Origin of the sequence: Mycobacterium sp. 360MFTsu5.1 (assembly GCF_000383495.1) — a bacterium.
Classification (GTDB): Bacteria; Actinomycetota; Actinomycetes; order Mycobacteriales; family Mycobacteriaceae; genus Mycobacterium; species Mycobacterium mucogenicum_B.
Window position 1 is genome coordinate 1 of record NZ_KB911473.1, and the last position, 19,666, is coordinate 19,666.

The window sequence follows — 19,666 nt, forward strand, 5'->3', positions numbered from 1 at the left end:
GAGACGCCGATGCTGTTCTCGGTCGGCTTCCTGATCACCTTCCTGCTCGGTGGTCTGTCGGGCGTGCTGCTGGCCAGCCCGCCGCTGGACTTCCACGTGACGGACAGCTACTTCGTCATCGCGCACTTCCACTACGTGCTGTTCGGCACCATCGTGTTCGCCACCTACGCGGGCATCTACTTCTGGTTCCCGAAGATGACGGGCCGTCTGCTCGACGAGCGTCTGGGCAAGCTGCACTTCTGGCTGACCTTCATCGGTTTCCACACCACCTTCCTGGTCCAGCACTGGGTCGGTGACGAGGGCATGCCGCGCCGGTACGCCGACTACCTGCCCTCCGACGGCTTCACCACGCTGAACGTCATATCCACCATCGGGGCCTTCATCCTCGGACTGTCCACCCTGCCCTTCGTGTGGAACGTGTTCAAGAGCTGGCGCTACGGCGAGCCCGTCGTGGTCGACGACCCGTGGGGCTACGGCAACTCCCTGGAGTGGGCCACCAGCTGCCCGCCGCCGCGGCACAACTTCACCGAGCTGCCCCGCATCCGTTCGGAGCGCCCGGCGTTCGAGCTGCACTACCCGCACATGGTCGAGCGGATGCGCGCCGAAGCGCACATCGGTCGAAGCCATCCCGCTGACTAGACGGGCGACACCGACAAACGAAAGCCGCCCCGGCACTCGCCGGGGCGGCTTCGGCTTTCACCTCCGTGCTGCGACCCTCAGACCATGGTGTCGGCCGGGGGCAGACCGAACTCGTTGTTACCGAAGATCAGGTAGGCGCGCTCGGGCTCGTTGGCGGCGTGCACGCGGCCGGCGTGGGCGTCGCGCCAGAAACGCTGCAGCGGGGTGCCGTTGGCCAGGGCGGTGGCGCCGGCGGCTTCGAAGAGCCGGTCGACGGAGGCGATGGCGCGGCCGGTGGCGCGCACCTGGTCACGGCGGGCGCGGGCCCGCAGCTCGAACGGGATCTCCTTGCCGGCGACCAGCAGGGCGTACTCGTCGGCGACGTTGCCGATGAGCTGACGCCAGGCGGCGTCGATGTCGCTGGCGGCCTCGGCGATGCGGACCTTGGCGAACGGGTCGTCCTTGGACTTCTCGCCGGCGAACGCGGCGCGGACGCGCTTGCCCTGGTGTTCGACGTGCGCGGCGTAGGCGCCGTAGGCCATGCCGACGATGGGGGCGGAGATGGTGGTGGGGTGCACGGTGCCCCACGGCATCTTGTAGACCGGGGCGGTGTTGGTCTGGTAGCCGCCGGCGGTGCCGTCGTTCATCGACTTGTAGGACAGGAAGCGGTGCCGGGGCACGAAGACGTCCTTGACGACGATGGTGTTGCTGCCGGTGCCCCGCAGGCCGACGACGTTCCAGACGTCGTCGATGGTGTATTCGGTGCGCGGGATCAGGAAGCTGCCGAAGTCGACCGGGTGGCCGTCCTTGATGACCGGGCCACCGAGGAACGCCCACGTCGCGTGTGCGGAGCCGGACGACCATTGCCACGAGCCATTGACCACATAGCCGTCGTCGACAATCGTGGCGGAGCCCATCGGGGCGTAGGACGAGGAGATGCGGACGGTCGAGTCGTCACCCCAGACGTCTTCCTGGGCCAGCTGATCGAACAGCGCCAGATGCCAGTTGTGCACGCCGAGTACACCGGCCACCCAGCCCGTGGAACCGCACGCGCTGGCCAGTCTGCGCACCGCCTCGAAGTAGACGGTGGGGTCGCACTGCAAGCCACCCCACTGGGCGGGCTGCAACAGCTTGAAGAACCCGACGTCTTCGAGCGCCGAAAGTGTTTCGTCAGGGATCGCGCGGATGTCCTCGGTGAGCTGGGCGCGGTCGCGGAGCAATGGCAACAGTTCGTCGACGCCAGCCAGCACTGACTGGCTGTCGCGCACCGTCTGGGCAATACCTTGCTCAATTGCAGTCATTGAACTGTCCTTCCGAGGCTGGGTTGGTTGGGACCGCGGTCCGTCGTGACCGGGGTCGGGGTTTCTCGCAGTCGTAGGTTCTCCGCGACTTCAGCGCGCCAAAACTCGTTGGCGGCAGTGGTATCCACCTCGTACTCGAAGCGATCGGTCATGTCTGGGGTGACATCGGCGGCATCGACGTAAAACTGCTCGTACCACCGTCGGAGTTGGTAGACCGGCCCGTCTTCCTCGACGAGGAGCGGATTGTCGATGCGCGTCTTGTTCTTCCAGATCTCGACGTCCTGCAGGAAGCCCTTGCTGACGCCGTCGGTGAACGCACGCAGCAGCATCGTGGTCGCTCCATCGGGCAGCCCCTCGGGGCGGCGCACCATGATTCCCCATTGCAGCACAAAGGAATCCGATGTGACCGGATAGTGACAGTTGACCAGGATGGCCTCGACCCGGTAGCCGCCGTAGCTGTTGTGCAGCCGGTTGATCATGAACGAAGGTCCGAAGTAGGACGCCTCGGAGTCGAGGATCTGTTCGCCCGCGTAGTGCGATCCACCCAAGTTCACGTCGGGCCTGCCGATCGTCCGGAGATACTGGGACGCGATGTGCCCTTCGAACACGTTCTTGAAGTAGGTCGGGTACCCGAAATGGATGTAGTAGAAGTGCGCCATGTCGACGATGTTGTCGACGATCTCTCGGCAGTTTGAACCGATCAGCTCCGTGCGCCAAGACCATTGCGTCCAGCCCTCGTCACCGAACTCCGGTAGTTCGGGGATGTCGAGGTGCGGTGACGGTGCCGAGCCCTCGGGGTCATGCCACACGAAGAGGAGGCCTGCCCGGACACGTGATGTCCACACCCGGGTCCGTCCCAGCCGGGGAGCGCGTTTCGCATAGGGCACCTGCGCGCAGCGGCCGTTGCCGTCCCATCGCCAGTCGTGGAACGGACATGCGACGGCGTCCTCTTTGATCTGACCTTGCGACAGGTCGCCACCGAGATGGCGGCAATAGGCGTCGAGGACGTGCGGAACCCCCGCACTGTCGGCAAAGACCACCAGCTTCGTTCCGAACGCGCTGATCGAATGCGGCTTGCCGTCCGTGAACTCCGACAGCAATCCCAGGCAGTGCCAGCCTCTGGCGAACCGTGTGGGCGGCGTGCCGATATCGATCTCACGGACATCGGCGCTCGTCGAATTGGTCAATTCCGTCACCTCCAGGCGAGTGGCGTCTTACTAGAACGCGTTCCTTAAACCGTCGATTGGTCACCGTATGGCCAGGCAGAAGCTTGATATAGGGACTAATGGCTCTACTTTCTTGCGGGCACCTGGCCGCACATATGGCACGTTTCAGCGGAACGGGGTCCCGTAGATCGGCCTGCCGCCGAACCGGCCGAGTAGCGGAATGCCGACGGCCACTGGGCGACACGTGGCGGAGACCTCCGGCCGGCCGTGCGCATCTGGGATTCCGCGAGGCAGATCACCGGCGAAACATGCCGAAGAGAGTCCGCTTGGTAACACGGATTTAACAGCTGCTGCCTACGCTGCGGACATGGATCGCCAGAAGGAATTCGTGCTGCGCACGCTGGAAGAACGCGACATTCGCTTTGTCCGGCTGTGGTTCACCGACGTGCTCGGATACCTCAAGTCCGTGGCGATCGCGCCGGCCGAGCTGGAAGGCGCCTTCGAAGAGGGCATCGGCTTCGACGGTTCCGCCATCGAGGGCTTCGCCCGCGTCTCCGAGGCCGACATGGTGGCCCGCCCCGATCCGTCCACGTTCCAGGTGCTGCCGTGGACCACCAAGAGCACCGGCAAGCACTACTCGGCCCGCATGTTCTGCGACATCACCATGCCCGACGGCTCGCCGTCGTGGGCCGACTCGCGGCACGTGCTGCGCCGGCAGCTCGCCAAGGCCAGCGATCTCGGCTTCTCGTGCTACGTGCACCCCGAGATCGAGTTCTTCCTGCTGGAGCCCGGTCCCAACGACGGCTCGGTGCCGGTGCCGGCCGACAACAACGGCTACTTCGACCAGGCCGTGCACGACTCGGCCCCGAACTTCCGCCGGCACGCCATCGAGGCGCTCGAGTCCATGGGCATCTCGGTCGAGTTCAGCCACCACGAGGGCGCACCCGGCCAGCAGGAGATCGACCTGCGGTACGCCGACGCCCTGTCGATGGCCGACAACGTCATGACCTTCCGGTACCTGGTCAAGGAAGTCGCGATCAACGAAGGCGTGCGGGCCACCTTCATGCCCAAGCCGTTCAGCCAGTACCCGGGCTCGGCGATGCACACGCACATGAGCCTGTTCGAGGGCGACACCAACGCCTTCCACAGCGCCGATGACCCGCTGCAGCTGTCGGACGTCGCGAAGTCCTTCATCGCCGGCATCCTGACGCACGCCAGTGAGATCAGCGCCGTCACCAACCAGTGGGTGAACTCCTACAAGCGTCTGGTGCACGGCGGCGAGGCCCCGACGGCCGCGTCGTGGGGTGCGGCCAACCGCTCCGCTCTGGTCCGGGTCCCGATGTACACGCCGCGCAAGGCGTCGTCGCGCCGTATCGAGGTGCGCAGCCCCGACTCGGCATGCAACCCGTACCTGGCGTTCGCGGTGCTGCTGGCTGCCGGCCTGCGCGGCATCGAGAAGGGCTACGAGCTGGGGCCGCAGGCAGAGGACAACGTCTGGAACCTGACGCCCGAGGAACGGCGCGCGATGGGTTACAAGGAGCTGCCGAGCAGCCTCGGTGTGGCGCTCGCCGAGATGGAGAAGTCCGAACTCGTCGCCGAGGCGTTGGGAGAGCACGTCTTCGACTACTTCCTGCGGAACAAGCGCAGCGAGTGGGAGACCTACCGCAGCCACGTGACACCGTTCGAACTCAAGGAATACCTGTCGCTGTAACGCCGTGACGGTGCGCTAACGTCGGGTGGTGCCCAACCCCGCGACGCAGCGCCCCACACAGCCCAGCGTCGGGCGCCTCGGGTTGGTGGCGCCCACGGCGCGGGCCGATCTCGACCGGCTCGGCTGGAACACCGACGCGCACGTCCCGTTGTTGTGGTCGCTGTCGCGCGCCCCGGACGCTGACAGCGCCCTGCGCGCCATGGTGCGGATCGCGGACGCCCTCGAGGGCGACTGGGCCGAACTCAGCGCGCTGCTGGTGACCGACACGGCGCTGCGGGGCCGGCTGTTCGCCGTGCTGGGTTCGTCGCTGGCCCTGGGCGATCACCTCGTCGCGCATCCCCTTTCGTGGCGACTGCTGCGCGGCGACATCACGCTGCCATCGCGCGCCGAGCTGCTTGAGGACTTCGAACGGCTGGCGGCCGAAGTCGCCGGTACCCCAACGGCTTCCGCGACACTGCAGACCTACTACCGGGACCGCATCCTGGTGCTGGCGGCGCTGGACGTCGCGCCGACGGTCGAGAACGAGCCGGTGCTGCCGTACGTCACGGTGGGGGAGCACCTGTCCGACCTGGCCGACGCGGCGCTCGGGGCGGCACTGGTCGTCGCCACCCGGACGGTGTGCGGCGACGAACCCGGTCCCCGGCTCGCGGTCATCGCGATGGGCAAATGCGGTGCGCGCGAACTGAATTACGTCAGCGACGTCGACGTCATCTTCGTGGCGGAGGCGGCGGACTCGGTGACCACCCGGGTGGCCGGCGAGATGATGCGGTTCGCCGGTGAGACCTTCTTCGAGGTCGACGCGGCGCTGCGGCCCGAGGGCAAGGCCGGCCAGCTGGTCCGCACCCTGGAGTCGCACGTCGCCTACTACCAGCGCTGGGCCAAAACCTGGGAATTCCAGGCGCTTCTGAAGGCCCGGGCGGCCGTCGGCGATGCCGAGCTGGGCGAGCAGTACATCGACGCGCTGATGCCGATGGTCTGGACCGCCTGTGACCGTGAGGATTTCGTGCCCGACGTACAGGCCATGCGCCGCCGCGTCGAGGAGCTCGTGCCCGCCGGGGTACGTACCCGGGAACTGAAACTGGGCAAGGGCGGCCTCCGGGACGTCGAGTTCGCGGTGCAGCTGTTGCAACTCGTGCACGGCCGCAACGACGAGTCGCTGCACGTCGCCTCGACGGTCGACGCCCTGGCGGCGCTCGGCTCCGGCGGTTACATCGGCCGCGACGACACCGCGAATCTCACTGCGTCCTATGAATTTCTGCGGCTGTTGGAGCACCGGCTGCAGCTGCAGCGACTCAAGCGGACCCACCTGCTGCCCGAGGACGGCGACGACGAAGCGTGGCGCTGGCTGGCGCGCGCGGCGCACATCCGGCCCGACGGACAGCACGACGCACTCGGGGTCCTGCGCGAGGACCTGCGGCGGCAGAACACACGGGTGTCCCGCCTGCACGCCAAGCTCTTCTATCAGCCACTGCTGGAAGTAGGAAACCAGTTCGGTCCGAGCCTGACCACCGCCGCGGCCGAAAGGCAGTTGGCCGCACTGGGTTACGAAGGCCCGCAGAGCGCCCTGACGCACCTGGCCGCGCTGACCAGTGCCAGCGGCCGCCGCGGCACGGTGCAGCAGGTGCTGCTCCCGACGCTGCTGGACTGGCTGTCGGACACCCCGGATCCGGACGCCGGTCTGCTGGCGTACCGGCGGATCAGTGAGGAGCTGGGGGACCAGCGCTGGTTCCTGTCCACCCTGCGTGACGAGGGCGCCGTCGCCAAGCGCCTGATGCGGGTGCTGGGCACATCGGCCTATGTGCCGGAGCTGCTGATGCGGGCGCCGGAAGTCCTGCAGCAGTATGCCGACGGTCCGCAGGGGCCGAAACTCCTTGAGGTGGAACCGGATGCGGTGTTCCGCGCGCTGGTCGCCTCGGCCGGGCGGCACGCCGACCCGGTCCGGGCCATCGCCGCGGCGCGCACCCTGCGTCGTCGGGAACTGGCGCGCGTGGCGTCGGCCGACCTGCTGGGCCTGCTGTCGGTGGTCGACGTCTGCAAGGCGCTGACATCGGTGTGGGTCGCGGTGCTGCAGGCCGCACTCGACGCGGTGATCCGGGCGCGCTCGGGACCCGATGGCCCGCCGGCGCGCATCGCTGTCATCGGCATGGGCCGGTTGGGCGGCGGCGAACTGGGCTACGGGTCGGACGCCGACGTGATGTTCGTGTGCGAGTCCGTCGAGGGCCCCGCCGGGGCGGACGAGTCCGCTGCCGTGCGCTGGGCGATCGGGGTCGCCGAACAGGTGCGGACGTTGTTGGGACAGCCCAGCAGCGACCCGCCGCTGGAGGTCGACGCCGGGCTGCGGCCGGAAGGCCGGAACGGCTCACTGGTGCGGACGTTGGCGTCCTACGAGTCGTACTACGCACAGTGGGCGCAGCCGTGGGAGATTCAGGCCCTGCTGCGGGCGCACCGGGTGGCGGGTGACCTGGAGCTGGGCGAGCGGTTCCTGCTGATGGTGGACAAGACCCGGTACCCGTCCAGTGGCTTCTCGGTGGACGCGGTGCGCGAGATCCGGCGGATCAAGGCCCGCGTCGACGCCGAACGGTTGCCGCGTGGCGCCGACCCCAACACGCACACGAAGTTGGGCCGCGGTGGCCTGGCCGACGTGGAGTGGACGGTGCAGTTGCTCCAATTGCGTTACGCGCACCAGGTTCCCACGCTGCACAACACCTCGACGCTGGAAGCACTGGATGCCATCGAGGCGGCCCAGCTGATCGAGGGCGACGAGGCGGACATCCTGCGGCAGGCCTGGCTGACGGCGACCCGCGCGCGCAACGCCCTGGTGCTGGTGCGTGGCAAGCCGACCGACCAACTGCCCGGGCCGGGCCGTCAGCTCAACGCGGTCGCGGTGGCGGCCGGCTGGCCGAGCGGCGACGGCGGCGCCTTCCTGGACAACTATCTGCGCGTGACTCGTCGTGCCAAAACCGTGGTGCGCAAGGTGTTTGGGGAGTAGGCAGCGTGAGTGATTTTCCGTTCGACGTGATCAGCGATGCCGAATATGAGCGTCAGCTTGCGGTGTACCGGCCGTTCACCGATGCGGTGCGCCGGCTGATCGATGCCGGCATCCGGACCGGTGTCGACGAGGCCACCATCGCCGAGGCGCAGGCGGCGATCGAAGGGGTCACCGAGCGGCTCGTGAGGGTGCAGCACAACAGCACCTCGACGCTGCGGAACGCGGACACCGGACGTCCGCTTGCCTACACGAATCCTGCTGTGGGCGTGCGCAATGCGATCGCCCCGCCGATGGAGATCCACCATGAGGGCGGGGAGGGGGCCGGCGGCCGGTGCTGGGCAGAGTTCGAACTGGGCCTGCCCTACGAAGGGCCGCCCGGCCTGGTGCACGGCGGCATCTGCGCGCTGGTGCTCGACCACATTCTCGGCGAATCCGCCAGCGACGGACTGACCAAGCCGCATTTCACCGGCACCATCACACTGCGGTACCTGCGGGGCACCAAGCAGGGACCGGTGCGGGCCGAGGCCTGGATCGACCGCGTCGACGGCGTCAAGACGTTCGCCCGCGGCACGCTGTCGGATGCCGACGGCGTCACCGTCGAGGCCGACGGCATCTTCATCAGGCCCTCCTGGGCGCGCGGGTGAAGTTCTACGTCAGCCTGGCGTTCCTCGACGTCAGCGAGCTGACCGAGATCGCCCGGGCTGCAGACGAACTCGGCTACGACGGCATCGCCATCCCGGACCATGTGGTGAACCTGGAGACGCTGAGCACGCCCTACCCGTACACCCCCGACGGACAGCGGCGGTGGCAGCCGTTCACGCACTGGCCGGATCCGTGGGTGCTGGTCGGCGCTCTTTCGCAGGTGACCAGCCGGGTGAAATTCGTGACGACGGTGTACATCCCGGGGATGCGTGACCCGTTCTCGGTCGCGAAGTCGGTCGGGACCGCGGCCTGTCTGTCCGGTGGCCGGGTGGAGTTCGGCGTCGGCGTGGGCTGGTGTGCCGACGAATTCGCTTTGATGGGTCAGCCTTTCGAGCGTCGCGGCACGCGCACCGACGAGATGCTGGAGCTGATCCGGCAGCTGTGGCAACCAGGCTGGACATCGTTCGACGGGGAGTTCTACCAGGTGCCGCGGCTCGAGATGGAGCCGACGCCGCCGCCGGTGCCCATCTACGTCGGCGGGCTCAGTGAGATCGCCCTGCGCCGGGCCGCGCGCAACGACGGCTGGATCGGCGATCTGATCACCACCGACCAGGCCGTCGCCGCCGCGACCCGGGTGCGCGAACTGCGCGTCGAAAATGGTTTACCGCTGGAGGGTTTCGAGATCCTGACGCCGCTGGCCGATGCCTATCTGCCGGAGCATTTCGAGCGCGCCGCGCAGGCCGGCATCACGGGCAACGTCACGATGCCGTGGATGTTCTACAGCGGTCCCACGGCCACGCTGGCCGAGAAGATCGATGGACTCAAGCGGTTTCGTGTGGACCTGGGGCTGTAACTAGCGTTTACGCAGCGAGTCCAGGGCGATCGCGCCGCCGCCGGTGAACACCAGCAGGAACAGCGCGAAGCAGTAGAGCACCGCCGGCTCGCCGCCGTTCTCGATGGGCAGCAGGCCCTTCGGCTGGTGCGCCATGAAATAGGCGAAAGCCATTTCGCCGGAACCGATGAAGGCGGCGATGCGGGTGGCCAGGCCGGTGAAGATCAGGATGCCGACGATCAGCTCGATGGCGCCGGCGTACCAGCCCGGGAAACTGCCGAAATCCGGTGCGGCCACGCCGGGATTGGTGTCGACGGGCCATTTGAACAGCGTGGTGGCGCCATGGATGGTGAACAGGAAGCCGATGACTATCCGGAAAACGGACAGGACGATGGGAGCGACAGCGTCGAGCCGGGATTCGATGTCAGTCTGAGCCATGGGTTGATCCTAGGGGGCGTCGCGCCCTGGCGCCGACGTGCGTCAGCCTTTGCGGCGGTGGCGTTATCGGACCGTCATCGGTTTGGTGTCCGACCCGTGCGGCAGTATCGAAACCCGACACGACCCAGGAGAAGACGTATGACCGATGCGGTGACCCTCGTCCGGACCTTCGCTGCACCCCAGGAGCAGGTGTATTCGCTGTTCGTCACACCCGAGTACTTCGCGACCTGGTTCGGCACCGACCAGGTTGACGTGCCGCTGGACACGCTCGCGATGGACGTACGGATTGGTGGCCAGTGGCGGGCCGTCATGCACCTGCCCGATGGCACGCTCAAGCACTGGGCGGGCAGCTTTCTCGAACTCGACGCGCCGAACCGGGTGGTGTTCGACCTCACCGACGAACCCGAGAACCCGGACCGGCTGCCGGTCACGGCGACACTGCGGCCGACCGACGGCGGCACCGAACTGACCCTGGTGCAGCCGACGCCGGGCTGGCCCGCCGAGGGTCGCGCCGCGCTGGAGCAGGGGTACAACGCGTTCCTCGATTCCATGGTTCGGCTGCTGCAGCGGTTGCCTGCCTGAAAACTGGTGAGCAGACGCAAAACTGTCCCTCTTCTTCGGAAGAGGGACAGTTTTGTTGGGGCCCTTGGTTATCCGACCGCGGTCCTGCCGTAGTTGTCCGCGTAGGCGTTCGCGACGCCGGGCAGGATCTCGACGACGGCGAAATACCGGTCCCACAGGGGTGATTCGCGGAGCTCTTCGACCGCGAGTTCGTACTGGTGTTGGTCGGCAGCCTCCCACATCCAGACGTCGGTGACCCGGGCGGTGTAGAACTCGGTGTCGATCCACTTGAAGTTGACCGCCGGGTGGCGGTCGAGGATCGGCTGCAGGTGCAGCGTGAGTTCGTCGAACCGTTTGGCCACCGGGAAACCGAGCCACTCGGGATTCGTCTTGACCAACATGAAAACCGTGAACATGGGTGAACCTCGTTCTCTCGCTTGTGAATAGGGCTGGAGAGAAACGAAAAAGGCCAACGAATCTCTCCGTTGACCTGTGAGGTTGTCAGCACCGCGAGCAGTGCTGCTCGCGATGGTTAGGCTACCGTACTTGTTGGTGTCGGGCAAGGGCGCGGCCGGGCCGCACAGTCAGTAGACGCAAAACTGCCCCTCTCCCGGAGGAGAGGGGCAGTTCTTGTGCTCGCGACTCAGCAGTCGTAGTAGAGCGAGAACTCGTACGGGTGAGGGCGAATCTGCACCGGCAGGATCTCGTTCTCGCGCTTGTACGAGATCCAGGTCTCGATCAGGTCCTCGGTGAACACGCCACCCTCGGTGAGGTAGTCGTGGTCTTCCTCGAGCTTGTCGATGACGCTGGCCAGCGAGGTCGGGGCCTGCGGGATGTTGGCGGCCTCGTCCGGCGGCAGCTCGTAGAGGTCCTTGTCGACCGGGGCCAGCGGCTCGATCTTCTTCTTGATGCCGTCGATACCGGCCATGAGCATCGCCGAGAAGGCCAGGTACGGGTTGCCCGAGCTGTCCGGGCAACGGAACTCGAGGCGCTTGGCCTTCGGGTTGTTGCCGGTGATCGGGATACGCACACACGCCGAGCGGTTGCGCTGGCTGTACACCAGGTTGATCGGGGCCTCGTAGCCCGGCACCAGGCGCTTGTAGGAGTTCACCGTCGGGTTGGTGAACGCCAGCAGCGACGGGGCGTGGTGCAGGATGCCGCCGATGTAGTGGCGCGCCATGTCGGACAGGCCCGCGTAGCCGGACTCGTCGTGGAACAGCGGCTTGCCGTCCTTCCACAGCGACTGGTGGGCGTGCATGCCCGAGCCGTTGTCGCCGAACAGCGGCTTCGGCATGAAGGTGACGGTCTTGCCGTTCGCCCACGCGGTGTTCTTGATGATGTACTTGAACAGCAGCACGTCATCGGCCGCGGCGAGCAGCGTGTCGAACTTGTAGTTGATCTCGGCCTGGCCGGCGGTGCCGACTTCGTGGTGGCCGCGCTCGAGGGTGAACCCGGCGTTGATCAGGTTGGTCGACATCTCGTCGCGCAGGTCGACGTAATGGTCGTACGGCGCGACGGGGAAGTAACCGCCCTTGGGGCGGACCTTGTAACCGCGGTTGGGGGAGCCGTCGGCCTCGAAGGGCTCGCCGCTGTTCCACCAGCCCGACTCGGAGTCGACTTCGTAGAACGTGCCGTTGATCTTCGAGTCGAAGGCCACGGAGTCGAAGATGTAGAACTCGGCCTCGGCACCGAAGTACGCGGTGTCGGCGATGCCGGTGCTCTTCAGGTAGTTCTCGGCCTTACGCGCGACGTTACGCGGGTCGCGGGAGTACGCCTCGCGAGTGAACGGGTCGTGCACGAAGAAGTTCAGGTTCAGCGTCTTGGCGGCGCGGAACGGGTCGATGCGCGCGGTGTTGGCATCCGGCAGCAGCATCATGTCGGACTCGTGGATCGACTGGAAGCCGCGCACGGACGAACCGTCGAACGCGAGGCCGTCTTCGAAAACGCTCTCGTCGAACGCCGAAGCCGGGATCGAGAAGTGCTGGACAACACCAGGCAGATCGCAGAAACGGATGTCGACGTACTCGACGTTCTCGTCCTTGATCAGCTTGAAAATGTCGTCAGACGTCTTTTCTGCCACGTAAGTGATCTCCTTTACTGGTGTTACCCGCGGTTGAACCTAGGGACACGATGTTGCACGCCAATCAACCGTATGTTTCGCGGACGTTACGCGATCGGTGGTTCATGGAACCTCCGACCACACACCGCGCGGTTCGGTTGCACGAGCGCGCACGCCTATCCTGACACCATGGCAGGTGCTGATGAATTTCGGCTCGGTTCGTGGCTGTCCGGGCCCGAATCGCAGCGCCCCGTTGATGAGTCTTCGTACCCGGGTAAAGCCCTCGGTCTGCCGGAATCCGGCCCCGGTTCCCTCGCCCGATTCGGCCGTCGATTCGCCGCGTTGTTGGTGGACTGGCTGATCTGCTACGGCCTCGGCACCCTGAGCGTGGTGTTCGGCGGGCTCAGCGAATACGAATACCAATACGTCTGGCACGGCACGCCCGCGGTGATCGCCTGGATCGTCGTCGGCACGGTCTCGGTGCGGCTCTTCACCTTCACGCCGGGCCAGTTCGCACTGGGACTGCGCGTCGTGTCCGTCGGCCGGAGCCAGTACGTCGGAATCGGCCGCGCCTTCGTGCGCATGCTGCTGGTGCTGCTGGCCGTGCCCGCGCTGCTCACCGACGCCGACGGCCGCGGGCTGCAGGACCGGCTGACCAACACCGCCGTCCTGCGCCGGTGAGGGATTTGTGCACGATTTTCCGCGCTGACCGCGGAAAATCGTGCACAAATCCCTACTTACGACGTGCGGTGCGCTGCATGCCCTTCATCTTGGCGCCGGCGGGCAGCGGACCCTTGGGCAGACCGCCGGGGCCCAGCTTGGAACCCAGGGCGGCGAGACGCGACTCGAGCGCGTCCATCTGCTTGGTGGTGATGTTGGCGGGCAGCTTGGTCAGGTGCCGTTCCAGCTTGGCCAGCGGTACCTGATCGTCTTCGTTACCGACCACGATGGTGTAGATCGGCACCTCGCCCACCAGCCGCGCGGTGCGCTTCTTCTCCTGCGCCAGAAGCGGTTTCAGGCGCTGCGGCGAACCCTCGCCGACGAAGATCACACCCGGCCGGCCGACCACCCGGTGCACGGCATCGAAGCTGCCGGTGGCGGCGACGCCCTGCGTGACCCGCCACTGGCCGCGCATGTTGTCCAGCGCCCAGGCCGCCGCGCCGGTCTGGCCATCAGCCTTGCTGTAGACCGACTTCTGCGCCCGCCGGCCGAAGATGATGAACGCGATCAGCGCGCCGAGCAGCACACCCAGGATGGGCAGCGTGATCCAGCTGAATATGCCACCGGAGTACGCGGCCATCGCGACGGCGAGCGCCACGATCAGGACGAACGCGCCGATCATGTACGGCAGCAGCCGCTTGTCCTCTTTGCGCTGAATCTGGAACGCCTGCCAGAGCTGGGCGCGGCGCTGCTTCGAGGCGGCCTTGCGGGCCGCCTTCGCCTCGGCCTTCGCAGCCTTCACAGCGGCAGGATTGGTGGTCTTCGCCATGCCACCAGGATAGATTCAGGAAACCGGTGGCCGTAACCGGGCAGCCTGGGCGTACAGCTTCCCGGCCCGGTAGGACGACCGGACCAGCGGTCCGGCCAGGACGCCGGCGAACCCGAGACCCTCCGCGAACTGCTGGTGCTCGACGAATTCCTCCGGCCGCACCCACCGCTCGACGGGGTGGTGCCGCGGCGACGGACGCAGGTACTGCGTGATGGTGACGATGTCGCAGCCCGCGTCGTACAGGTCCTGCAGGGCCACCCGGATTTCCTCGGGCGTCTCACCCATGCCGAGGATCAGGTTGCTCTTGGTCACCAGGCCGTAGTCGCGGGCGGCGGTGATGACGCCCAGGCTCCGCTCGTAGCGGAACGCCGGGCGGATGCGCTTGAAGATGCGCGGCACGGTTTCGACGTTGTGCGCGAACACCTCTGGGCGCGAGTCGAAGACCTCCTCGAGCAGTGCGGGCACGCCGTTGAAGTCGGGCGCCAGCAGCTCGACACCGGTGTTCGGGTTGAGTGCGTGGATCTGGCGGACCGTCTCGGCGTACAGCCAGGCGCCGCCGTCGGGCAGGTCGTCGCGGGCCACGCCGGTGATCGTCGAGTACCGCAGGCCCATGGTGTGCACGCTCTCGGCGACCCGGCGTGGCTCGTCGCGGTCCAGGTCGGCGGGCTTGCCGGTGTCGATCTGGCAGAAGTCGCAGCGGCGCGTGCACTGCTCACCGCCGATCAGGAAGGTGGCCTCGCGGTCCTCCCAGCATTCGTAGATGTTGGGGCAGCCGGCCTCTTCGCACACCGTGTGCAGGCCCTCGCGCTTGACCAGGCTCTTGAGGTCCTTGTACTCGGGGCCCATCTTGAGCTTGGTCTTGATCCACGGCGGCTTGCGCTCGATCGGCGTCTCCGCGTTGCGGACCTCCAGGCGGAGCAGCTTGCGGTTACCGGGATCGACGCTCATGGTGTCGATGTTAGTGCCGCGGCGCCGAGCGCCTTGTCGGACGTAGCGCCGAGTGCCGCGCACACCGCCGATGCCACCCGGTCGATGACGTCCTCGGGCGTGATCTCGCGGCCCAGCTCCTTCGTCAGCGACGTGACGCCCGCGTCGGCGATGCCGCACGGGACGATGCCGCCGAACGCGCGCAGGTCGCAGTTGCAGTTCAGGGAGAAGCCGTGCAGCGTCGTGCCGCGGGCGACGCGGATGCCGATGGCGGCGATCTTGCGTTCGGGCCGCAGGCCGTCGGCCGGCAACCACACGCCGGACCGGCCGTCCACCCGGATGGTCTCCAGACCGAGCTCGGCGCACACTGACATCAGCGCATCCTCAAGCAGCCGAACGAATTTCACCACGTCGAGCGGCTGTGCCAGGCCGATGATCGGATAGCCCACCAGCTGCCCGGGACCGTGCCACGTGATCTTGCCGCCGCGGTCGGTGTCGATGACGGGAGTGCCGTCGACCGGCCGCTCGTGCGGTTCGGTGCGGCGTCCGGCCGTGTAGACGGGCGGGTGCTCGAGTAGCAGCAGCGTGTCGTTGCCGCGCTCGTCGGAACGGGCGGCGGCGAGCTCGCGCTGGAGGTCCCAGGCGTCGTTGTAGTCGATGGTGCCCAGGCGGCGCACGTCGATCGGGCCGCCGGCAGATCGGATCGTCACCGAATTGACGCTACGCCTGCCGGAGTCACGCTGCGTTGGGGGCGGTGACGTACGACAGCGCCTCGCCGATGGTGCGCTGATGGAACTCGAAGCCGGCGTCCTCCAGCGCGGCCGGAATGGCCCGCTGGCCGCCGAGCAGTCCCTCCTCGGCGAACTCGCCGAGCGCGGCGCGCAGCGCGAAACCGGGCATCAGCAGCGGGGTGGGGCGGTGCAGGGCGCGTCCCAGTGCCTCGGTGAACTCGCCGTTGGTCACCGGCGCCGGGCCCGTCAGATTCAGCGGGCCGGACAGGTCGTCGTGATTCAGCGCGAACAGCAGGGCCCGCACCTCGTCCTCGAGCGTGATCCACGGCATGTACTGGCGCCCACTGCCCAGCCGGGCACCCAGGCCGAGCCCGAAGACCGGACGGAGCCGGGCCAGCATGCCGCCCGCCGGTGCCAGCACCAGACCGGTGCGCGCGAGCACGACCCGGACACCGGCATCGGCGGCCGGCCGCGTGGCTGCCTCCCAGTCCAGACAGAGCCGGGCCAGGAAGCCCGTGCCGGCGGGGGACTGCTCGTCGGCGATCCGGTCCCGCGTATTGCCATAGAAGCCAACGGCACTGGCGTTGATGAGCACTGGCACCCCGGCGTCGACGACGGCGTCGGTGAGCACCTCGGTGGGGACGATCCGGCTGTCACGCAGGCTCTGCTTGAACGCTCCCGACCAACGGCGGGACCCGATGCTCACCCCACACAGGTTGACCACGGCATCGACGTCGCGCAGTGCGCGCCAGTCGAAGTCGCCGGCGTCGGGGTTCCAGTAGACCTCGTCGGCGTTGGCCGGCTGGCGGCGCACGATGCGCACCACCCGATGGTCGGTCGCGCGCAGCGCCGACACCAGTGCGGAACCGATGAGTCCCGACGAGCCCGCGATGGCTATGACCGCGTGCGCCATGGGATTACAGCCCCAGGTCGGCCTCGAACGCACCCTCTTCGAGACGACGTTTGATGGTGGTCACGAACCGTCCGGCGTCGGCGCCGTCGATCAGGCGGTGGTCGTAGGTCAGCGGCAGGTAGCAGACCGACCGGACACCGATCGACTCGTTGCCGCCCTCGTCCACGACGACCCGCGGCCGCTTGACGATGGCACCGGTGCCGAGCATGGCCGCCTGCGGCGGAACCAGGATCGGGGTGTCGAACAGGGCGCCCTGGCTGCCGATGTTGGTGATGGTGAAGGTGCCGCCGGCCAGCTCGTCGGGCCGCAGGTTGCCCGAGCGGGCGCGGTCGGCGATGTCGACGATCGCGCGGGCGAGGCCACCGAGGGACAGGTCACCGGCGTTGTGCACGACCGGCGACAGCAGGCCCTGCTCGGTGTCCACCGCGAAGCCGAGGTGCTCGGCGTCGTAGTAGGTGATCTCCTTGGTTTCCTCGTTGTAGCTGGCGTTGACGTTCGGGTGGATCTTCAACGCGTCGATCACCGCGCGGGCGATGAACGGCAGGTAGGTCAGGTTCACACCCTCGCGCTCGGCGAACGAGTTCTTGGCACGCGCCCGCAGCGAGACGATGCGCGTCATGTCGACCTCGTGGGTCTGCGTCAGCTGCGCCGTGGTCTGCAGCGACTCACGCGTCTTCTTGGCCGTGATCTGACGGATCCGGGTGGCCTTCTGCGTGGTGCCACGCAGGTGCGCCAGGGCCGGAGCCGGCGCGGCGGCCGGGGCCTTGGCGGCCGGAGCTGCCGGGGCGGCAGCGGGTGCGGCGGCGGCAGGTGCGGCCGGCGCCTTGGCGGCCTCGGCCGCGGCGAGCACGTCCTGCTTGCGGATGCGACCGCCGACACCGGTGCCCTGCACCGAAGCTAGGTCAACGTTGTTCTCGGCAGCCAACTTTCGCACCAGCGGGGTGACGTACGGGCTGGCGTCGTCGGACGCGGCGGACAGCGCGGCCGGAGCTGCGGCAGCGGGGGCCGGGGCAGCCGGGGCGGGAGTGGGCGCGGGGGCCGGCGGCGGGGTGGGTGCGGCCGGGGCCGGGGGAGCCGGAGGCGGCGTCGGTGCGGCGGCGGGCTCGGGTGCCGGAGCCGGCGCCGGAGCGGCCGGGGCTGGAGCGGCGGCCGGAGCCGAACCGGCGGCACCGATCTTGGCGAGCTCGCCACCGATGGACACGACGTCGTCCTCGTCGGCGGTGATGGACAGCAACACGCCGGCGACCGGCGACGGGATTTCGGTGTCGACCTTGTCGGTCGAGACCTCGACCAGCGGCTCGTCGACCTCGACGGAGTCGCCGACCTTCTTGAGCCAGCGGGTGACGGTGCCCTCGGTGACTGACTCGCCGAGCGTCGGCATCACGATCGAGGTGGCGTCGGTCGCGTCGGAGGCTGCCGGGGCGGGAGCCGAAGCGGGCGCGGGAGCGGGAGTTTCGGGGGCCGGAGCCGGAGCCGCTGCAGCGGGCTCGGGGGCCGGGGTGGGCTCCGGCGCGGGCGCCGCGGCGGGCTCGGGGGCCGACGGTGCGGGGGCCTCTCCGGCCTCACCGATGACGGCGAGCTCGCCGCCGATCTCGACCACGTCGTCTTCCTGCGCGACGATCTTGGTCAGGACACCGGCTGCCGGCGACGGGATTTCGGTGTCGACCTTGTCGGTGGACACCTCGAGCAGGGGCTCGTCGACCGCGACGGTGTCGCCCTCCTGCTTGAGCCATCGAGTGACGGTCCCCTCGGTAACGCTCTCACCGAGTGCGGGCATCTGGACGGAGATGGCCATTACGTTGACTCCTCGAAAAGTCGCTCGTCACTTCGAATGTCTACAGAGCCCATCCTGTCATGCTCGCGCAGTCGAGGAGGGGCGGGTCGGGACTTTGTCCCGCTGTGTTGACACCCTCGCTGAGCAGGCTACTGTCGCATTCAAACCAGTACCGGCGGTACGGGATACTTTGAGGTCAGGCAGGTGTGGCGATGCAGTTTGTGGACAGTGCCGACGGGACGCGGATCGCGACCTACGAAGAGGGCAACCCCGACGGTCCGGTGATGGTGCTGGTACACGGCTGGCCGGACTCGCACGACATGTGGGACGCCACGGTGCCGCACCTCGCCGACACGTACCGGGTGATCCGCTACGACAACCGCGGATCGCGCAATTCCGGTGTGCCCAAGAAGGTTTCGTCGTACACCATGGCGCATTACGCCGACGACTTCGCGGCCGTCATCGCCGCCTTGGCGCCCGGCGAGAAGGTCCACGTCCTGGCCCACGACTGGGGGTCGGTCGGCATCTGGGAGTACCTGTCGCGACCGGAGTCGGTGGACCGCGTCGCGTCGTTCACCTCGACCTCGGGGCCGAGCGCCGACCACACCCGGCGCTTCATCATGGACGGTCTCAAGCGCCCGTATCGGCCGGTGCGGTTTCTGCAATCGGTGTCGCAGTTCCTGCGGTTGACGTACCAGGGTTTCTTCTCGATCCCGCTCGTGGCGCGAGTCCTGGTGCGCGCCAGCGTGCCGACCATCATCCCGCAGTTGCTCAAGCGTCTCGATGGCATGTCCGACAACCAGATTCGGCATTCGGACACCTTTGCGACCGACGCCGCGAACAGCCTCAAGGTGTACCCGGCCAACTACTGGCGCACGCTGTTCAAGGGCCGGCGCGACCACTACGTCAAGGTGCCCGTGCAGGTGATCGTCAACCGCGGCGACCAGTTCGTGCGCCCGTACCTGTACGACGAGACGCCCCAATGGGTCTCGCAGCTGTGGCGCCGGGACATCGAGTCGGGACACTGGTCGCCGATGTCGCATCCGGAGCTGCTCGCCACCACCGCCCGTGAACTCGCTGAGCACGTGACCGGCGCCGCGCCCACGCCGGAGCTGCAACTGGCTCAGGTCGGCAGCAAAGCCGGCTAGGTCCGTTCGGCCGGCGTCAGGGGTGGTCGCCGTTGACGTTGACGTTGTGCGTGACCTCGCCCTCGTGGTTCACGTTCACGTTGACCGTGGGATTGCAGGCCGGGTTCTGGAACGCGACGCTGTCGCACGGCATGCCGTTGTTGTAGAACAGCCCGCCACCGTTGTTGTCGCCGTTGTCGAACCCGGGGTCGCACTGATCGTCGCCGCCCAGCCGATCGATGACGTTCCGGAAGGGACACAACTGGTCGGCGATGATGTCCTCGTCTTCGGGATCGGCTAGCGCCTGCGCGGCGCCGCTTACTCCGGCTAATTCCATGCCGATAACGGTGGCTGTGACCGCAGTCGCCTGAATCAACTTATTCATGCA

19 protein-coding genes are annotated in these 19,666 nt (G+C 67.5%); 8 read left to right on the forward strand and 11 right to left on the reverse strand.

The window, feature by feature from the left end; genetic code table 11:
* Positions 1–639 (forward strand): cytochrome c oxidase subunit I (locus tag H289_RS0124760; protein ID WP_020103536.1); only part of this gene is annotated, 639 nt, incomplete at its 5' end.
* A 77-nt stretch (positions 640–716) separates the two neighbouring features.
* Here the strand turns inward: H289_RS0124760 and hsaA are convergent.
* The gene (gene hsaA, locus H289_RS0124765) at positions 717–1,919 is read right to left on the reverse strand and encodes a 3-hydroxy-9,10-secoandrosta-1,3,5(10)-triene-9,17-dione monooxygenase oxygenase subunit (protein ID WP_029105702.1); all 1,203 of its coding nucleotides are present in this window, start codon (positions 1,917–1,919) and stop codon (positions 717–719) included.
* Complete coding sequence (locus H289_RS0124770; RefSeq protein ID WP_020103538.1) at positions 1,916–3,115, reverse strand: 3-ketosteroid-9-alpha-monooxygenase, oxygenase component; 1,200 nt, start codon at positions 3,113–3,115, stop codon at positions 1,916–1,918. The genes hsaA and H289_RS0124770 overlap by 4 nt, the downstream gene beginning before the upstream one ends.
* A 337-nt stretch (positions 3,116–3,452) precedes the next feature.
* Between H289_RS0124770 and glnA (H289_RS0124775) the strand changes: the two genes are divergently transcribed.
* From glnA (H289_RS0124775) to H289_RS0124790, 4 genes are read left to right on the forward strand one after another with little or no spacing between them, the layout of a single operon-like run.
* Entirely contained in the window at positions 3,453–4,796 is a 1,344-nt protein-coding gene (gene glnA / locus H289_RS0124775) for a type I glutamate--ammonia ligase (RefSeq protein WP_020103539.1), read from the forward strand.
* A gap of 28 nt (positions 4,797–4,824) precedes the next feature.
* Entirely contained in the window at positions 4,825–7,785 is a 2,961-nt protein-coding gene (locus tag H289_RS0124780) for a bifunctional [glutamine synthetase] adenylyltransferase/[glutamine synthetase]-adenylyl-L-tyrosine phosphorylase (protein ID WP_036421446.1), read from the forward strand.
* A 5-nt stretch (positions 7,786–7,790) separates the two neighbouring features.
* Complete coding sequence (locus H289_RS0124785; protein WP_036421429.1) at positions 7,791–8,429, forward strand: PaaI family thioesterase; 639 nt, start codon at positions 7,791–7,793, stop codon at positions 8,427–8,429.
* On the forward strand, positions 8,426–9,280 hold the full coding sequence (locus H289_RS0124790; protein WP_020103542.1) for a TIGR03619 family F420-dependent LLM class oxidoreductase: 855 nt from the start codon (positions 8,426–8,428) through the stop codon (positions 9,278–9,280). Before H289_RS0124785 ends, H289_RS0124790 begins: the two co-directional genes overlap by 4 nt.
* Here the strand turns inward: H289_RS0124790 and H289_RS0124795 are convergent, their stop codons facing one another.
* Positions 9,281–9,697: a DoxX family protein gene (locus tag H289_RS0124795; RefSeq protein ID WP_020103543.1), complete on the reverse strand. Its 417-nt coding sequence runs from the start codon at positions 9,695–9,697 to the stop codon at positions 9,281–9,283.
* A gap of 138 nt (positions 9,698–9,835) precedes the next feature.
* Between H289_RS0124795 and H289_RS0124800 the strand changes: the two genes are divergently transcribed.
* Positions 9,836–10,279, forward strand: a complete 444-nt coding sequence (locus H289_RS0124800; protein WP_020103544.1) for an SRPBCC family protein — start codon at positions 9,836–9,838, stop codon at positions 10,277–10,279.
* Between the two features lie 68 nt (positions 10,280–10,347).
* Here H289_RS0124800 and H289_RS0124805 read toward each other — a convergent pair whose 3' ends face one another.
* Positions 10,348–10,674 (reverse strand): darcynin family protein, encoded by a 327-nt coding sequence (locus H289_RS0124805; RefSeq protein WP_020103545.1) that lies wholly within the window; start codon positions 10,672–10,674, stop codon positions 10,348–10,350.
* A gap of 227 nt (positions 10,675–10,901) precedes the next feature.
* A complete protein-coding gene (gene glnA / locus H289_RS0124810; protein WP_020103546.1) occupies positions 10,902–12,338 on the reverse strand; it encodes a type I glutamate--ammonia ligase in 1,437 nt (478 codons plus the stop codon).
* Positions 12,339–12,506: 168 nt separating this feature from the next.
* Between glnA (H289_RS0124810) and H289_RS0124815 the strand changes: the two genes are divergently transcribed.
* Positions 12,507–12,998 carry an RDD family protein gene (locus tag H289_RS0124815; protein ID WP_029105703.1) on the forward strand — a complete coding sequence of 164 codons (492 nt, stop codon included), beginning with the start codon at positions 12,507–12,509 and terminating at the stop codon, positions 12,996–12,998.
* A 52-nt stretch (positions 12,999–13,050) separates the two neighbouring features.
* Here H289_RS0124815 and H289_RS0124820 read toward each other — a convergent pair whose 3' ends face one another.
* From H289_RS0124820 to sucB, 5 genes are read right to left on the reverse strand one after another with little or no spacing between them, the layout of a single operon-like run.
* Entirely contained in the window at positions 13,051–13,806 is a 756-nt protein-coding gene (locus H289_RS0124820) for a DUF4191 domain-containing protein (protein WP_020103548.1), read from the reverse strand.
* Positions 13,807–13,821: 15 nt separating this feature from the next.
* A complete protein-coding gene (gene lipA / locus H289_RS0124825; protein WP_020103549.1) occupies positions 13,822–14,754 on the reverse strand; it encodes a lipoyl synthase in 933 nt (310 codons plus the stop codon).
* Positions 14,751–15,443, reverse strand: coding sequence for a lipoyl(octanoyl) transferase LipB (gene lipB / locus H289_RS0124830; RefSeq protein WP_020103550.1), 693 nt, complete (start codon positions 15,441–15,443; stop codon positions 14,751–14,753). The genes lipA and lipB overlap by 4 nt, the downstream gene beginning before the upstream one ends.
* 25 nt (positions 15,444–15,468) lie before the next feature.
* Positions 15,469–16,377, reverse strand: a complete 909-nt coding sequence (locus H289_RS0124835; RefSeq protein WP_020103551.1) for a TIGR01777 family oxidoreductase — start codon at positions 16,375–16,377, stop codon at positions 15,469–15,471.
* A 4-nt stretch (positions 16,378–16,381) separates the two neighbouring features.
* Positions 16,382–18,172, reverse strand: a complete 1,791-nt coding sequence (gene sucB / locus H289_RS0124840; RefSeq protein WP_020103552.1) for a 2-oxoglutarate dehydrogenase, E2 component, dihydrolipoamide succinyltransferase — start codon at positions 18,170–18,172, stop codon at positions 16,382–16,384.
* Positions 18,173–18,363: 191 nt separating this feature from the next.
* Between sucB and H289_RS31315 the strand changes: the two genes are divergently transcribed.
* Entirely contained in the window at positions 18,364–19,299 is a 936-nt protein-coding gene (locus tag H289_RS31315) for an alpha/beta fold hydrolase (protein ID WP_081633548.1), read from the forward strand.
* Positions 19,300–19,315: 16 nt separating this feature from the next.
* Here the strand turns inward: H289_RS31315 and H289_RS0124850 are convergent, their stop codons facing one another.
* Positions 19,316–19,663, reverse strand: coding sequence for a hypothetical protein (locus H289_RS0124850; protein ID WP_155944258.1), 348 nt, complete (start codon positions 19,661–19,663; stop codon positions 19,316–19,318).
* Positions 19,664–19,666: the final 3 nt, after the last annotated feature.

Coding starts and splice junctions, on each gene's coding strand:
- H289_RS0124795 (WP_020103543.1), bottom strand. CDS start 9,697: ATGGCTCAGACTGACATCGAATCCCGGCTCGACGCTGTCGCTCCCATC.
- H289_RS0124820 (WP_020103548.1), bottom strand. CDS start 13,806: ATGGCGAAGACCACCAATCCTGCCGCTGTGAAGGCTGCGAAGGCCGAG.
- lipA (WP_020103549.1), bottom strand. CDS start 14,754: ATGAGCGTCGATCCCGGTAACCGCAAGCTGCTCCGCCTGGAGGTCCGC.
- H289_RS0124800 (WP_020103544.1), top strand. CDS start 9,836: ATGACCGATGCGGTGACCCTCGTCCGGACCTTCGCTGCACCCCAGGAG.
- H289_RS0124835 (WP_020103551.1), bottom strand. CDS start 16,377: ATGGCGCACGCGGTCATAGCCATCGCGGGCTCGTCGGGACTCATCGGT.
- H289_RS0124850 (WP_155944258.1), bottom strand. CDS start 19,663: ATGAATAAGTTGATTCAGGCGACTGCGGTCACAGCCACCGTTATCGGC.
- H289_RS0124815 (WP_029105703.1), top strand. CDS start 12,507: ATGGCAGGTGCTGATGAATTTCGGCTCGGTTCGTGGCTGTCCGGGCCC.
- hsaA (WP_029105702.1), bottom strand. CDS start 1,919: ATGACTGCAATTGAGCAAGGTATTGCCCAGACGGTGCGCGACAGCCAG.
- sucB (WP_020103552.1), bottom strand. CDS start 18,172: ATGGCCATCTCCGTCCAGATGCCCGCACTCGGTGAGAGCGTTACCGAG.
- H289_RS31315 (WP_081633548.1), top strand. CDS start 18,364: ATGCAGTTTGTGGACAGTGCCGACGGGACGCGGATCGCGACCTACGAA.
- H289_RS0124805 (WP_020103545.1), bottom strand. CDS start 10,674: ATGTTCACGGTTTTCATGTTGGTCAAGACGAATCCCGAGTGGCTCGGT.
- glnA (WP_020103539.1), top strand. CDS start 3,453: ATGGATCGCCAGAAGGAATTCGTGCTGCGCACGCTGGAAGAACGCGAC.